Source organism: Asanoa sp. NPDC049475 (assembly GCF_040676915.1).
In the GTDB taxonomy this organism is placed as follows: domain Bacteria; phylum Actinomycetota; class Actinomycetes; order Mycobacteriales; family Micromonosporaceae; genus Asanoa.
The window spans coordinates 459,896-472,904 of the sequence record NZ_JBFAPY010000006.1 but is presented as its reverse complement, the minus strand read 5'-3'; the positions used below and the strand labels follow the sequence as shown (position 1 = coordinate 472,904).

The 13,009-nt window shown below is 70.9% G+C and carries 13 protein-coding genes, 1 tRNA gene and 2 pseudogenes; 7 read left to right on the top strand and 9 right to left on the bottom strand.

All coding sequences use genetic code 11. The features are described 5' to 3' along the window. The first annotated feature begins 190 nt into the window (after nt 1-190). The 5 genes from AB0J88_RS26465 to argS all read left to right on the top strand — a co-directional run bounded on the left by AB0J88_RS26465 (nt 191) and on the right by argS (nt 5,490). The gene (locus AB0J88_RS26465; RefSeq protein WP_364351325.1) at nt 191-853 is read left to right on the top strand and encodes a response regulator transcription factor; all 663 of its coding nucleotides are present in this window, start codon (nt 191-193) and stop codon (nt 851-853) included. Between the two features lie 2 nt (nt 854-855). After that, nucleotides 856-1,500: a hypothetical protein gene (locus AB0J88_RS26460; RefSeq protein ID WP_364351328.1), complete on the top strand. Its 645-nt coding sequence runs from the start codon at nt 856-858 to the stop codon at nt 1,498-1,500. A 202-nt stretch (nt 1,501-1,702) separates the two neighbouring features. Beyond that, nucleotides 1,703-2,596: an ATP-binding cassette domain-containing protein gene (locus tag AB0J88_RS26455; RefSeq protein ID WP_364351331.1), complete on the top strand. Its 894-nt coding sequence runs from the start codon at nt 1,703-1,705 to the stop codon at nt 2,594-2,596. Next, nucleotides 2,593-3,684 (top strand): ABC transporter permease, encoded by a 1,092-nt coding sequence (locus tag AB0J88_RS26450; RefSeq protein WP_364351334.1) that lies wholly within the window; start codon nt 2,593-2,595, stop codon nt 3,682-3,684. Before AB0J88_RS26455 ends, AB0J88_RS26450 begins: the two co-directional genes overlap by 4 nt. 108 nt (nt 3,685-3,792) lie before the next feature. Beyond that, nucleotides 3,793-5,490, top strand: coding sequence for an arginine--tRNA ligase (argS, locus tag AB0J88_RS26445; RefSeq protein WP_364351337.1), 1,698 nt, complete (start codon nt 3,793-3,795; stop codon nt 5,488-5,490). On the opposite strand, the pseudogene AB0J88_RS26440 reads toward argS, so the two are convergent. From AB0J88_RS26440 to AB0J88_RS26420, 5 genes and pseudogenes are all read right to left on the bottom strand, one after another. Next, nucleotides 5,487-5,591 (bottom strand): annotated as a pseudogene (locus AB0J88_RS26440) (type II toxin-antitoxin system YoeB family toxin); the annotation flags it as partial. The gene argS and the pseudogene AB0J88_RS26440 overlap by 4 nt on opposite strands. A gap of 66 nt (nt 5,592-5,657) precedes the next feature. Continuing rightward, nucleotides 5,658-5,852 (bottom strand): annotated as a pseudogene (locus AB0J88_RS26435) (type II toxin-antitoxin system prevent-host-death family antitoxin); the annotation flags it as partial. A gap of 88 nt (nt 5,853-5,940) precedes the next feature. Next, nucleotides 5,941-6,015: transfer RNA gene (locus tag AB0J88_RS26430), tRNA-Leu, on the bottom strand. Between the two features lie 70 nt (nt 6,016-6,085). Then, nucleotides 6,086-7,351 (bottom strand): sigma-70 family RNA polymerase sigma factor, encoded by a 1,266-nt coding sequence (locus AB0J88_RS26425; protein ID WP_364351340.1) that lies wholly within the window; start codon nt 7,349-7,351, stop codon nt 6,086-6,088. After that, nucleotides 7,351-7,770, bottom strand: a complete 420-nt coding sequence (locus tag AB0J88_RS26420; protein ID WP_364351343.1) for a YciI family protein — start codon at nt 7,768-7,770, stop codon at nt 7,351-7,353. The genes AB0J88_RS26425 and AB0J88_RS26420 overlap by 1 nt, the downstream gene beginning before the upstream one ends. A gap of 131 nt (nt 7,771-7,901) precedes the next feature. On the opposite strand from AB0J88_RS26420, the gene AB0J88_RS26415 reads away from it, so the two are divergent. Then, nucleotides 7,902-8,456, top strand: coding sequence for a hypothetical protein (locus AB0J88_RS26415; RefSeq protein WP_364351346.1), 555 nt, complete (start codon nt 7,902-7,904; stop codon nt 8,454-8,456). On the opposite strand, the gene AB0J88_RS26410 is transcribed toward AB0J88_RS26415, so the two are convergent. From AB0J88_RS26410 to AB0J88_RS26395, 4 genes are all read right to left on the bottom strand, one after another. After that, nucleotides 8,430-8,822 (bottom strand): sigma-70 family RNA polymerase sigma factor, encoded by a 393-nt coding sequence (locus tag AB0J88_RS26410; RefSeq protein ID WP_364352067.1) that lies wholly within the window; start codon nt 8,820-8,822, stop codon nt 8,430-8,432. The two genes, AB0J88_RS26415 and AB0J88_RS26410, sit on opposite strands and share 27 nt — an antisense overlap. Nucleotides 8,823-8,825: 3 nt before the next feature. Then, complete coding sequence (locus tag AB0J88_RS26405; protein WP_364351349.1) at nt 8,826-8,954, bottom strand: hypothetical protein; 129 nt, start codon at nt 8,952-8,954, stop codon at nt 8,826-8,828. Further along, nucleotides 8,951-9,544, bottom strand: coding sequence for a permease-like cell division protein FtsX (locus tag AB0J88_RS26400; protein ID WP_364351352.1), 594 nt, complete (start codon nt 9,542-9,544; stop codon nt 8,951-8,953). Before AB0J88_RS26400 ends, AB0J88_RS26405 begins: the two co-directional genes overlap by 4 nt. A gap of 109 nt (nt 9,545-9,653) precedes the next feature. Next, nucleotides 9,654-9,815, bottom strand: a complete 162-nt coding sequence (locus AB0J88_RS26395) for a hypothetical protein (protein WP_364351355.1) — start codon at nt 9,813-9,815, stop codon at nt 9,654-9,656. Nucleotides 9,816-9,890: 75 nt separating this feature from the next. Between AB0J88_RS26395 and AB0J88_RS26390 the strand changes: the two genes are divergently transcribed. After that, nucleotides 9,891-13,004: a BTAD domain-containing putative transcriptional regulator gene (locus AB0J88_RS26390; protein WP_364351358.1), complete on the top strand. Its 3,114-nt coding sequence runs from the start codon at nt 9,891-9,893 to the stop codon at nt 13,002-13,004. Nucleotides 13,005-13,009: the final 5 nt, after the last annotated feature.

Sequence of the window (13,009 nt, the reverse complement as noted above, 5' to 3'; positions counted from 1 at the left end):
CGGGCAGGGCGCGTCACCAGGCAGTGGGGACGCGGCATGACCGAGCCTTGGCGAGGACATCATCGGCAGAGCCCGCCCGGGCAGGGCGCGTCACCAGGCAGTGGGGACGCGGCATGACCGAGCCTTGGCGAGGACATCATCGGCAGAGCCCGCCCGGGCAGGGCGCGTCACCACGCAGTGGGGACGCGGCATGACCGCCATCAAGGTCCTGCTGGCCGACGACCACCATCTGGTCCGCACCGGCTTCCGGGTGATCCTCGAGACCGAAGACGACTTCGAGGTGATCGGCGAGGCGTCCGACGGCGAGCAGGCCGTGCGGCTGGTGAGCGCGCTCCAACCCGACGTGGTGCTGATGGACGTCGAGATGCCGGGCCTCGACGGCCTGGCCGCCACGCGCCGCATCACCGCGACCCCCGACGGCCCGGCGGTGCTGATCCTGACCACGTTCGACCGCGACGACTACCTCTTCGCCGCGCTGGAGGCCGGCGCCAGCGGCTTCCTGCTCAAGAACGGCACGCCGGAGGCGCTGATCGACGCGGTCCGCGTGCTGGCCCGGGGCGACGCGCTGCTCGCACCCGAGATCACCCGCCGCGTGATCGCCACGTTCGCCCGGCCGGGCGGCACTCCGCGCACCAGCGGCGAGCAACTGACGGAGCTCACGGCCCGCGAGCACGAGGTGCTGGTCGCGATGGCCCGCGGTGCCACCAACGCCGAGATCGCGGCGTCGATGCACCTGGGCGAGGCCACGGTGAAGACCCACGTCAGCCGGGTGTTGACCAAGCTCGGCCTGCGCGACCGCACCCAGGCGGTGGTCTTCGCGTACGAACACGGCGTCGTCACCCCGGGCGGCTGACCATGCTGACCGACTGGGAGTCCGAGGAACAGCTCGCCGCGGCCGTGCACGGCGGGCCGGCGGGGGAGGCGTCCCTGCTGGCGGCGACAGCGCCGCCGAGCGTTGTCGTCGTCGCGGCGCTGGGTGAGGCCACCGGCCCCAAGGGCGTCCCGTTCCTGCGTGGTCTGGTGGCTGATCTGGCCGTCGAGCCCGACCTGCGCTGCACGGGCCTGGTGGCGTTGGCGAAGCGGTCCGGGGCGGAGGCCTCCGACCTGCTGGCCGAAGCCCTCTACGACGGTGACGACAGCGTCCGCAACTACGCGCTGGTCGCCCTGTCGTGCGTGGGTGACGAGCGCGCGGTCGACCACGTGCAAGCGCTGCTCGCCCTGGACCTCACCGACGGCGAACGACACCACCTTCCGTTCGCGATGCAATACATGTCCATTCCGGCGGTCACCTACCTGGTGCGGCACGCCCACACCCGCGAACGGGAAGCGGAGCTCGCGAGCCTGATCCGCGCGAACCTGCCCCGCCTGGGCAAGGTCGAACGCGACTGGCTGACGGTCTTCTGGCCGGACGCGATCGTCGACCCACCAACCGGCAACCGCCCACACCCCACGGACATGGTGGCCTGGCAGCCACTACTGGCCAGGATCTATCCGCGCTGATCCGGTCGCCGGACGCCGCGCGGGGGACCGCTGTGACCTGGGCCGCGCGGTCCACAGGCATGGCCCGCGCGGGGACCGTTCTGACCTGGGCCGCGGCGATAGGGATCGCCGCGTGGGGGACATGGGTCCGTCGCGCGGGGGATGCTCACGGTCGATCTCGCGCCGGACGACGGTGAAAGCGCCCTTCCATAGCCTTTGAGGCATGACGAAGGTGCTTCATCTCGAAGCGATCAACCGGAGCTTCGGCGACCGCCGAGTGCTCCGCGACGTGACGTTCGACGTCACCGCAGGCCGGATGACGGGGTTCGTCGGCGCCAACGGCGCCGGCAAGACGACCAGCATGCGGATCATCCTGGGTGTGCTCGCCCCGGACTCGGGTGAGGTGACCTGGCAGGGCTCGAAGCTGACCCGCGAGGACCGGCGCCGGTTCGGTTACATGCCGGAGGAGCGCGGTCTCTACCCGAAGATGACCGTACGTGACCAGCTCGTCTACCTCGGCCGCCTCCACGGGATGACGCTCGACGCCGTCCGTCGCAAGGTGGACGAGCTGCTCGAGTGGCTGAGCCTCGGCGAGCGGGCCAACGACCCCGTCGAGAACCTGTCGCTCGGCAACCAGCAGCGCGCGCAGATCGCCGCCGCGCTCGTGCACGATCCCGACGTGCTGGTGCTCGACGAGCCGTTCTCCGGCCTCGACCCGATGGCCGTCGACACCGTCGTCTCCGTGCTGCGCGAGCACACCCACCGCGGCGTACCGGTGCTCTTCTCCAGCCACCAGCTCGACGTCGTCGAACGGCTCTGCGACGACCTGGTGATCATCGCCGACGGTGCTATCCGCGCGGCGGGCAGCCGGGACAGCCTGCGCGAGGCGTACTCCCAGCGGCGTTTCTCTTTGATCGTGGCCGGCGACGCCGGTTGGGTGCGCGACCTGCCCGGGGTGTCGCTGATCGACCTCGACGGTGCGCGCGCCGTGTTCGACCTCGCCGACGACGCCGACGACCAGGTCGTGCTGCGTGCGGCGCTGGACCGCGGCCCGGTGAGGTCGTTCGGCCCCGTCACTCCGTCGCTCGCCGAGATCTTCCGAGAGGTTGCCCGATGAACACGTCGTCCGCCATCCGGCTCGTCGCGGCCCGCGAGCTGAAGGTCAAGATCAAGGACAAGACGTTCCTCATCAGTACGATCTTCTTCCTCCTGTTCGGCGTCGGCAGCGCTGTGTTGCCGGCGCTGCTCGGTGGCGGTGCGTCGAGCGTCGCGGTCGCCGACGCGGCCACCGCGACCACCCTGCGCGACGCCGGCCTGGAAGTGACCCAGGTCCCTGACGAGGTTGCCGCCGAGCAGGCGGTACGCGACGGAGACGTGGACGCCGCCGTGGTGACGGGGGGCGGCGACCCGAAGGTCCTCGCGATGGACGACGCTCCCGGCGACGTCGTGTCGGCCCTCAGCGTCGAGCCGGCGGTCCAGCTCCTCAATCCGGACGCGGTCGACCCCCTGCTCGCGTACCTCGTGCCCTTCGGCTTCGCGGTCGTCTTCTTCTTCACGTCGTTGACGTTCGGCCTGCAGATATCGCAGAGCGTCGTGGAGGAGAAGCAGACCCGGATCGTCGAGATCCTGGTCGCCAGCGTGCCTACCCGCGCGCTGCTGGCCGGCAAGGTGATCGCCGGTGGCGTGCTCGCGTTGACCCAGGTCGCCCTGATCGCCGCGGTCACGGTCGCCAGCCTCCAGCTCACCGACAGCGGCGGGCTGCTGTCGCTGATCGGTCCCGCGATCGGCTGGTTCGTGCCGTTCTTCGTGGTCGGCTTCGTGATGCTCGCGGCCCTGTGGGCGGCGGCCGGAGCGCTGGTCAACCGCCTCGAGGACCTGCAGGGCGTCTCGATGCCGCTGCAGCTGGTGGTGATGCTGCCGTTCTTCCTGGTGATCTTCCTGAACGACAACAAGCCGGTGATGACGCTGCTGTCCTACATCCCGTTCTCCGCGCCGACGGCGATGCCGGTCCGGCTGTTCACCGGCGACGCGGCGGGCTGGGAGCCGGTGCTCTCGCTGGGCATCATGGTGCTCGCGGCGTTCGCGCTGATCGGCGTCGGCGCCCGGGTCTACGAGGGCTCGCTGCTGCGCACCAACGGCAAGATCTCGTTCGGCGCCGCCTTCCGCGACAAGGAGAGCCGCCGGCTCGCGGAGATCAACAAATAGAGGTCACCTGGGTACGAGGACTCGTTGGGGGTCTCGTACCCGCTGACGGTGGGGCTCGACGTTCGAATCTCGGTGGCGACGCCGAGCCCCGGACCGGATCATCTATGCATGGCCGTTCCGCCGCTCGCCGCGTCCCTGTCCGACGCCGTGTCCGCCGCCCTGGCGACCGCGGGTGTCTCGAAGGTCGCGCCGCGGATCCGCCGCTCCCAGCACGCTGACTTCCAGGCCGACGGGGTGCTCGCGTCCGCCGGCGCCCTGCGCCGCGACCCGCGCGCCTTGGCGGCCGAGGTCACGGCGGCGTTGCCCACCGGCGACCGGCTGGCCGCCGCGTCCGTCGCCGGCCCGGGTTTCGTCAACCTCGACCTCACCGACGGCGCGCTGCTCGGGCAACTCGCCGCCCGGCTCGCCGACCCGCGGCTCGGCATCGGCACGCCGGAGTCGGGCGTCACCACGGTCGTCGACTACTCGCAGCCCAACGTGGCCAAGGAGATGCACGTCGGCCACCTGCGCTCGACCATCATCGGTGACGCGCTGGTGCGCACCCTCGAACATCTCGGTGGAGACGTCGTCCGGCGCAACCACCTCGGCGACTGGGGCACCCAGTTCGGCATGCTCGTGCAGCAGTTGTTCGAGCATCCGTCGCCCACCTCCATGAGCCACCTGTTGGGCCTCTACCGGTCGGCGCGGGCGCGCTTCGAGGCCGACCCGGCGTTCGCTGACCGCGCCCGGCGGCGGGTGGTCGCCCTCCAGAGCGGCGACGCGCGGACGGTGGCCGCGTGGCGGGAGATGGTCGACGAGTCGGCGCGTTACTTCACCGAGGTCTACGACCGCCTGGGTGTACGGCTGACACCGGCCGACGCGGTCGGCGAAAGCGCGTACAACGCGGCCCTGCCCGGCATCGCCGACGAGCTCGAGCGCAAGGGCGTCGCGGTGGTCAGCGACGGCGCCCTCTGCGTCTTCGCCGACTTCACGTCGACGCCGCTGATCATCCGCAAGAGCGACGGCGGCTTCGGCTACGCGGCAACGGACCTGGCCGCGCTGCGGCAACGCGTCGGTGACCTGCGTGCCGACCGGCTCCTCTACGTGGTCGACGCCCGGCAGTCGCTGCACTTCCGGCTCGTGTTCGACACGGCCGCGCGGGCGGGTTGGCTGCCGACCGGGGTAGACGCGAAGCACGTGGCGTTCGGTGCCGTCCTGGGCAGCGACGGCCGCCCGTTCCGGACCCGCAGCGGAGACACGATCCGCCTGATCGACCTGCTCACGGACGCGGTCGACCGCGCCCGCGCGGTGGTCGCGGCGAAGAACCCGGACCTGACCGGCACGGCTCTGGACGAACGGGCACGGGCGGTTGGCATCGGGGCGGTCAAGTACGCCGACCTGGCGACAGGCCGCACCCGCGACTACGTCTACGACCCGGACCGGATGCTGGCCCTGACCGGCGACACGGCCGTCTACCTGCAGTACGCGCACGCCCGGATCCGCTCGATCCTGGCCCGGGCGGGCAGTAGCCACCCACAGGTCGACGGTGACGCACCAGCGTTGGAGTCGGCCGAGCGGTCACTGATCCTGGACCTGGACGGTTTCGCGGAGACCCTGTCCGACGTAGCGGCGACCTACGAGCCTCATCGGTTGTGCGGCTACCTGCACAGACTCGCCCAGACGTTCACGACGTTCTACGACCAGTGCCCGGTCCTACGTGCCACGGGCCCAACGCGCGCGAACCGACTGGCCCTCTGCCACCTGACGGGCGACACTCTGCACGCTGGGTTGACGCTGCTCGGAATCGAGGCCCCTGACCAGCTCTAACGCTCGCCGTAGTGATAGCGACAAGCCAAGATCTCGCGATCTATTCGTCTCGACCAGAACCCGGACAGCTCGCCATGAAGTGGTTCTGGTTTGCCGACCCCTTCATGGCCATTTTTCGGTCGGTGTGGCTAAATACTGGCCCCAGGCGGTCGTGGTGAAGACGATCGTCACGCGACCTCCTGGAACGGATCCGGGTCGACGAGGTCGTGTTCCTGCACATCCCCGCCTTCCAGCTCGGCCATCGATCGGCGCAGGGCGGCGGCGTTGCTCGGGTTCCGGAGCAGATACTCCGTCTCCTTCGTCGACTCGTACTCGGCCAGCGGCACGATGACGACAGGCTCATGCCCGGACCTGGTGACGACTACCTCCTCGGCCTGGGTTGCCCAACCGAAATGCTCGCCACCACCTCGTCTCTCGGCTTCGACCTGCTAATACTCATCGACATTGATGTAGGGTCGACGGGACTCGAACCCGCACTTTTACGGACCTAAACCGTTTGCCTCATGCCAATTGGGCTACGACCCCTCCGTGGGCTGCCGTCCGGTATACCAGCCGGGTTCGGTGATCGGTATCCAGCCTCGATCGGGTGATTCGGTCAGGTCAGGCTCGCGGCCTTCAGTAACAGGACATCGCGCTCGCGGGTGTTCGTGCACAGGCGTGCGGCCAGCTCAAGCTCCGCCCGCGCCTCACGGGTGCGGCCTAGCCGGCGAAGCAACTCCCCGCGCACGCTTGGCAGCAAATGCGATCCCGACAGCCGATCCGTCGCCACCAACTCATCCACAATGGACAAGGCCGCCGTTGGCCCCTGGGCCATCGCGACCGCTACCGCGCGGTTCAGGTCGACGATCGGGGACGGTGCTACCCGGCCGAGCGCTTCGTACAGCAGCACGACCCGGTCCCAGTCCGTCTCCGCCACCGACGGCGCCGTGGCGTGGCAGGCGGCGATCGCGGCCTGCAGGCCGTACGGACCCAGGCCTCGGCCCAGCGACGACGCCCGGTCCAGCGCCGCCCGACCTCGCTGGATCGCCGACCGGTCCCACAGTCGCCGGTCCTGGTCCTCCAGCAGCACCGCCGAGCCGTCGGCAGCGGTGCGCGCCGGGAACCGCGCCGCCGTCAGCTCGCACAATGCCAGCAGGCCGAACGCCTCCGGCTCCGTCGGCAGCAGCGCGGTCAGCATGCGGGCGAGCCGGATCGCCTCGTACGCCAGGTCCGTGCGCAGCAACCGGTCTCCCGCCGTTGCCGTCGAGCCCTCAGTGAAGATCACGTAGAGCACGCTCAGCACACCGCCCAGGCGTTCTCGGCGGTCGGAGGCCGGCGGCAACGCGAACGGAACCCCCGCGGCCGCGATCGTCTTCTTCGCCCGCGTGATCCGGGCCTGGATCGTGGGAACCGGCACCAGGAACGCGCGCGCGATCTCCTCACTGGACAGCCCGCCGACGGTACGCAACGTCAGCGCCACCCGGGCCTCCGGGGACAGCACCGGATGGCAGGCGATGAACATCAGCGCCAGGATGTCGTCCTCGACCTGGTCGGGGTCCCAGAGGAGATCGTCAGGGTCCGGCGCGGCGACGGCCAGCGTCGAGTAGCGGTCGTCCAGCGCCGACCTCCGTCGGAAACCGTCGATCGCGCGCCGCCGCGCCGTGGCCAGCAGCCAACCGACCGGCGAGTCCGGCGCCCCGTCGCGGGCCCAGCTCACCAGCGCCTCCGCCACCGCCTCCTGGGCGACGTCCTCGGCGAGCGAGAAGTCCCCCGTGTAGCGGGCCAGCGCCGACACGATCCGGGCCGACTCGATGCGCCAGACCGCCTCGACGGCCCGCCGCGCCGACTCGGCGGTCGGCGGGCCGTCGGCAGCCCCGGCCATCAGAGCTGGCCGGTCCGCTCGCGGAAGGCCCGCTCCTTGATGATCCACTCGTTGTCCTGCGGGAACTCGTCGATCGACGGCACCCGGCGGATCTCACATTTCGCGCCGGGCATCCGCGGCAGCCGCTTGGCCCACTCGACGGCCTCGTCCTTCGACGCCACGTCGATCATCCAGAAGCCGCCGAACAGCTCCTTGGTCTCGCCGTACGGGCCGTCGGTCACCACCGGCGTCTCGTTGCTGAGGTCGACGACGACGCCCTGCGACGGGTCGTCCAGTCCTTCGCCGGTCAGCAGCACGCCGGCCCGGATCATCTCCTGGTTGACCCGCCCCATCGTGGCCATCATCTCGTCGAACGGCGTCGCCATCATCGCCGCGGTGGTCTCGTCCGTGCCGCGCATGATCAGCATGTACTTCGTCATGGTCGTTCTCCCCATCAAGCCCGGGCCGCTTCTCGACCCTTTCACGCCAAGGTCGAGCGGCTCCGCCGAGGATCGACACGACCGCCGAAGAAAATTAAAGTGAGTCATCACTCGACATAGGGGCGGCTGCTGTGAAGGCTGTGTTCTGGCTCGACGAGGCGCGCCGGGCCGCCTTCGACCACGCGCTGGCCAGCGCCGACTTCGACGACGCCTGGGGTGACATCGCCCCGGTAACCTTCGCCGCGACGGCCTGGCGGACCGCGACCGACGTCGCGTACGCCCGATGGCACAACCGCGTCACCGATGCGACCTGTCGCCGCAACACTTGGGACGGCACCCTCACCGCCGACGTCGCGATCGTCGCACCCTGGCCCGCCGAGCTGGCGAGGAGCAGGCAATGGACGCGCGACCGCGGTTGGCGGGACTGGCCGCAGACCTTCGGTCAATACCTCATGCCCACCGACCATGACGTCGCCCGCGCCCCACACCTGCGCACGCAGATGCTGGTCACGGCGACCGTACCGGCCGACCGGCTGCCACCGGCGCCGGAAGGCCCGGCCGACGACGCCGCCCAGGCCACCCACCACGCCGTCGCGGTCATCGCCCGCGAGCTCGACGAGCTGCTCGGGCCGCTGCTCGCGCAGCTCGACGACAAGCGCTCAGGTCCGCGCGAAGTCCTCACCTAACGCGGCCCGCAGCCGGCCCAGCGGCCGGCCATTCTGCGTCTTGACCACCGAAACGGAGACGTCCAGGATCCCGGCCACCGTCTCGACGCTCAAGTCCTCCCAGTGGCGCAGCACCACGATCGCCTGGTCGCGCACCGGCAGGGTGGCCAACGCGCGCAACAGCACGACGTGCGTCTCGGCAGAGTCACCATGGGGCGGGGGTGGAGACTCGGGCAGGTCGGTCAGCACCACCTCACCGGCACTGCGCCGCTTGCGTTGGTCGAAAACGGCATTCATCAGAACCCGGCGGCTGTACGCCTCGAGGTTGGCGATGTTCCGGATCCGACCCCACACCTCGTACATGCTGACGAGGGTTGTCTGGGTCAGGTCCTAGGCGAGATGCCAGTCCCGGCACATCAGGTACGCGGTGCGGCGCAGCCGAGGAGCGGCGGCCTCGACGAACGCGGTGAACTCGGCCTCCTGCTCGCGCCGCCGGGCCGCACCCCACGGGCCGATCATCCCGCCTGCCCGACGCTGACGCCGTCGGGGCAATAGCTGTCGATCACCTGGTCGACCCCCGGAGTGTTCCGGATCCGCAGCACCAGCTCCTGATATCCGGCCGACACGGTCACCTTGACCCGGAACGACTCCGGCATCTGCTGGACCCGCACGGCGGACACGAGATCCGGGTTGTCATTGAACATCGCCTGGAAGTTGAGGTACGCCTGGTCACGGCTCTCGTACCGCACCTCGCGCACCGTCTCGACCGACCGCAACAGCACGTCGACCCGTTGGCGCTGGTCGTCGGTGACATCCGTGGTGAGGAAGACGGAGACGTCGGTCGGACGCTCCCGCGCCGGCGACTCGCACGCCGGGTTCAGCTGGGAGGCGAACCGCGCCGGCACCGTCTCCACCGGCGCCGGCCCCGAGGCCAGGTTCACCAAGCCGAGCGCCGCGACCAGGGCGACCGCGGCGCTGCCCCCCAGCGCCAACCGACGGCGGCGCCGCCCGCGGCCGATGGCGACCACGTGTGCGGCGAGGTCGCCGCGGGGCGGATCGGGCTCGTCGGCCAGGGCCTGGTCGAAGAGCACGCGCAGGTTCGGGTCCAAGGCTGTCTCCCTCGTCGCGGTGGACTCTCACCTGAGATGACTGCCTGACCCGCTGATTCGGTCACACCCGCCTAGGCGGTGCCACGGTGCTACACGAACGGGTTTCGCGCTACCCGGTTTGGCCGTACTCCCCGCGGATCGGCAGGTAGTAGGCCGGCAGGAAGGCCGCGATGATGACCACTCCCGCGATCGGCGCGAAAAAGACGCCGTCGCTGAACGCGACCAGCCGGCCAGGATGCCGTTCGAGCGACGGTCGGTGACGTTGCTCCATATCACCACGTTACGGTGGCGAACTATTCCAAAGCGCCCAGCCGGTACGGCAACACGGCCGTGAAAGAATCTCGTGGTGCAGGTCGGGATACTTGGCTCATTCGAGGTGCGGGCGGCGGACGGCGTGGTGGCCGACGTGCCCGGCGCCCGGCTGCGCGCACTGCTGGTCATCCTGGCCCTCGGGCCGGGGCGCACCGTTCCGAAGTCGATCCTCGTCGACTGGATCTGGGGCAAGAACCCGCCCGCCGACGCGGCGAACGCCCTGCAGCGCCTCGCTTCCCGGCTCCGCAAGGTGCTGCCGGCCGGGGTGGTCGAAGGGCAGCCGGGCGGCTACCGCCTGATGGTGGACCCCGACGCCGTCGACGCGCTGCGGTTCGAGCGCCTCCTCGGCCAGGCGCGCCAGGAAGAAGGCATGCAGCGACTCCGGCTGCTCCGCGAGGCCCTCGGCCTCTGGCGCGGCCCGGCCATGCGGGACGTCGGCCTGGAGGACAGCGAGGCGTTCGACGCGGCGGTGACCCGGCTGGAGGCCCTGCGCCTGACGGCCCTGGAGGACCGCTTCGAAGCGGAGGTCACCCTCGGCAACGGCGCGGACGTGGTCGCGGAGCTGACCGACGCGGTGGCGGCCCACCCGCTGCGGGAGCCGCTGGTCGCCTCGCTGATGCGCGCACTGGTCGCGGCCGGCCGGGACTCGGAGGCGCTGCTCGTCTACGAACGCACGCGGGAGGCCCTCTCCGAGGCTCTCGGTGTCGACCCGTCGGCGGAGCTTTCCGCGCTGCACGTCGCGATGCTGCGCGGTGAGGTCGGCCGTCGCGAGGAGAACCGGAAGACGAACGTGCGGGCCGAGCTCACCAGCTTCGTCGGGCGGGACGCCGACGTCGCCGCGGTCCGCGAGCTCGTCGGCGACCACCGGCTGACCACGTTGATCGGGCCGGGCGGCTCGGGCAAGACCAGGCTGGCCACGGAGACCGCGCGCACGCTGGTCGGCGACCTGCCCGACGGGGTGTGGCTGGTGGAGCTCGCCGCGATCGGCGCCGACGGCGACGTCGCGCAGGCGACGCTCACCGGCCTCGGGCTCCGCGACACCCTGCTGGGCGCGGGCACCAACGCGGACCTGATGGACGGACTCGTCTCCGCGATCCGCGACCGCGAGGCGTTGCTGATCCTGGACAACTGTGAGCACCTGATCGAGGCGGCGGCGCGGTTCGCCGACCGGGTGCTCGGCGAGTGCCGGCGGCTGCGGATCCTCGCGACCAGCCGGGAGCCGCTGGGCATCACCGGCGAGGCCCTGTGGTCGGTCGAACCCCTGGCGGTGCCGACCGAAGCCGGCGCCGACTCGCCGGCGGTGCGCCTGCTGCGCGACCGGGCCGGAGCGGTGCGCAAGGACCTCGGGGTCGACGAGCACACCGTGGCGACCATGGTGCGGATCTGCCGGGCGCTCGACGGGATGCCGCTCGCGATCGAGCTCGCCGCGGCCCGGCTGCGCACGATGACCATCGACCAGCTCGCGAACCGGCTCGACGACCGGTTCCGCCTGCTGACCAGCGGCAGCCGCACCGCGTTGCCGAGGCACAAGACGCTGCGCGCGGTGGTCGACTGGAGCTGGGAGCTGCTCACCGATGCCGAGCGGACTGTCCTGCGCCGGCTCGCGGTCTTCTCGGGCGGGGCGAGCCTGGCGGCGGCCGAGCGGGTCTGCGGCGACGACTCCGCCGAGGTCCTCGAGCTGCTCACCTCGCTGGCCGAGAAGTCGCTGCTGGTCACCGAGGGCGGCGACGAGCCGCGCTATCGGATGCTCGGGACCATCAAGGAGTACGCCGGCGACCGGCTCGCGGAGGCCGGCGAGTTCGAGTCCGCGCGCCAGGCCCACCTCGACTGCTTCGTCGAGCTGCTCGAGACCGCGGAGCCCCACCTGCGCCGCGCGGAGCAGGTGGAGTGGCTGGCCACGCTCGCGGCCGACCACGACAACATCAGCGCCGCGATGCGGACGGCGATCGCGGTCGGCGACGCCCAGTCCGCCATGCGGATCGCCGCGTCCGGTGGCTGGTACTGGTGGCTCGGCGGCCGCCGCTCCGAGGGCCTCGAGCTGATGATCGCGGCCACCGACCTCGACGGCGAGGTGACCGACGACGTCCGGGCCATGGCGTACGGAATGGTCGTGCATTTCGTGACGTCCGGCCGGGGCGACGAGCACCTGGGCGCGGAGTGGATCCACAAGGCCTACCGGTTCAGTCAGCAGTCGCGGCAGCGCAACCCGTTGCTGGGCCTGGTCGCCGCGCTGGAGCGCATCCTGGAGGCGCCCGAGACCGCGGTGGCGGCGTTCGAGTCGGTGCTGGACAACGAGGATCCGTGGGTACGCGCGCTCGCCCGTTGGCAGGCGGGCAAGATGCGCATCATGATGGGCCAGGTCGGCCCGGAAGCACAGGCCAATGTGGAGCTTGCGATAGCCGAGTTCCGTACCCTCGGCGAACGGTTCGGGATGTCCCTGGCCCTGTCCGAGCTGGCTGACCTGCTCGCCCGGCGTGGCGACTTCGCCGGTGCCTGCGCACAGTACGAGCAGGCGGCCGTGGCGGTCGCCGAGGTCGGCGCCGTCGAAGACGTCATCCGGGTGCGGACCCAGCAGGCCCGCCTGCACTGGTTGGACGGCGACCGCGACGCCAGCGCGGCCGCCATCGCCGAGGCGGAGCGATGTGCGGAGGGAGTCACCTGGCCGCACGCGCTGTTCGAACTGGCCCTGGCCAAGGCTGAGCTCGCGTGGTGGGCCGGCGACGCGCGGACGGCCCGCCGCGAGCTCGGCATCGCGACCGCCGTGCTGAGCGACGACGCGGAGCACGCGCACATCAGGGCGGGCATCCACGACCTGCTCGGCTATCTGACCGACGATGTCCGCGAGTCGCGCACCCACCGCCTGGCGGCCTGGACGGCGGCGTCCGAAGCGGGCCACCCGTTCCTGGTCGCCCAGGTCCTCGTCGGCGTCGCGGACCTGGCGTCGCGGCACTGGGAGCACGAGCTTGCCGCGCGGCTGCTCGCGGCCAGCAACACGGTGCGCGGCCTGCCGGACCTCTCCCAGCCCGACGCGACCAGGATCGAGCACGAAACGCGACGTCACCTCGGCGAGGAACGGTTCGCCGAGGTGACGTCGGAAGGTGCGCGTACGAGCCATGTCGAGCTGGTCGAGGTCGCATTCGCGTCCTGACGGTG

Coding starts and splice junctions, on each gene's coding strand:
- argS (WP_364351337.1), top strand. CDS start 3,793: ATGGCCGTTCCGCCGCTCGCCGCGTCCCTGTCCGACGCCGTGTCCGCC.
- AB0J88_RS26455 (WP_364351331.1), top strand. CDS start 1,703: ATGACGAAGGTGCTTCATCTCGAAGCGATCAACCGGAGCTTCGGCGAC.
- AB0J88_RS26465 (WP_364351325.1), top strand. CDS start 191: ATGACCGCCATCAAGGTCCTGCTGGCCGACGACCACCATCTGGTCCGC.
- AB0J88_RS26420 (WP_364351343.1), bottom strand. CDS start 7,770: ATGACGAAGTACATGCTGATCATGCGCGGCACGGACGAGACCACCGCG.
- AB0J88_RS26425 (WP_364351340.1), bottom strand. CDS start 7,351: ATGGCCGGGGCTGCCGACGGCCCGCCGACCGCCGAGTCGGCGCGGCGG.
- AB0J88_RS26395 (WP_364351355.1), bottom strand. CDS start 9,815: ATGGAGCAACGTCACCGACCGTCGCTCGAACGGCATCCTGGCCGGCTG.
- AB0J88_RS26460 (WP_364351328.1), top strand. CDS start 856: ATGCTGACCGACTGGGAGTCCGAGGAACAGCTCGCCGCGGCCGTGCAC.
- AB0J88_RS26405 (WP_364351349.1), bottom strand. CDS start 8,954: ATGATCGGCCCGTGGGGTGCGGCCCGGCGGCGCGAGCAGGAGGCCGAG.
- AB0J88_RS26450 (WP_364351334.1), top strand. CDS start 2,593: ATGAACACGTCGTCCGCCATCCGGCTCGTCGCGGCCCGCGAGCTGAAG.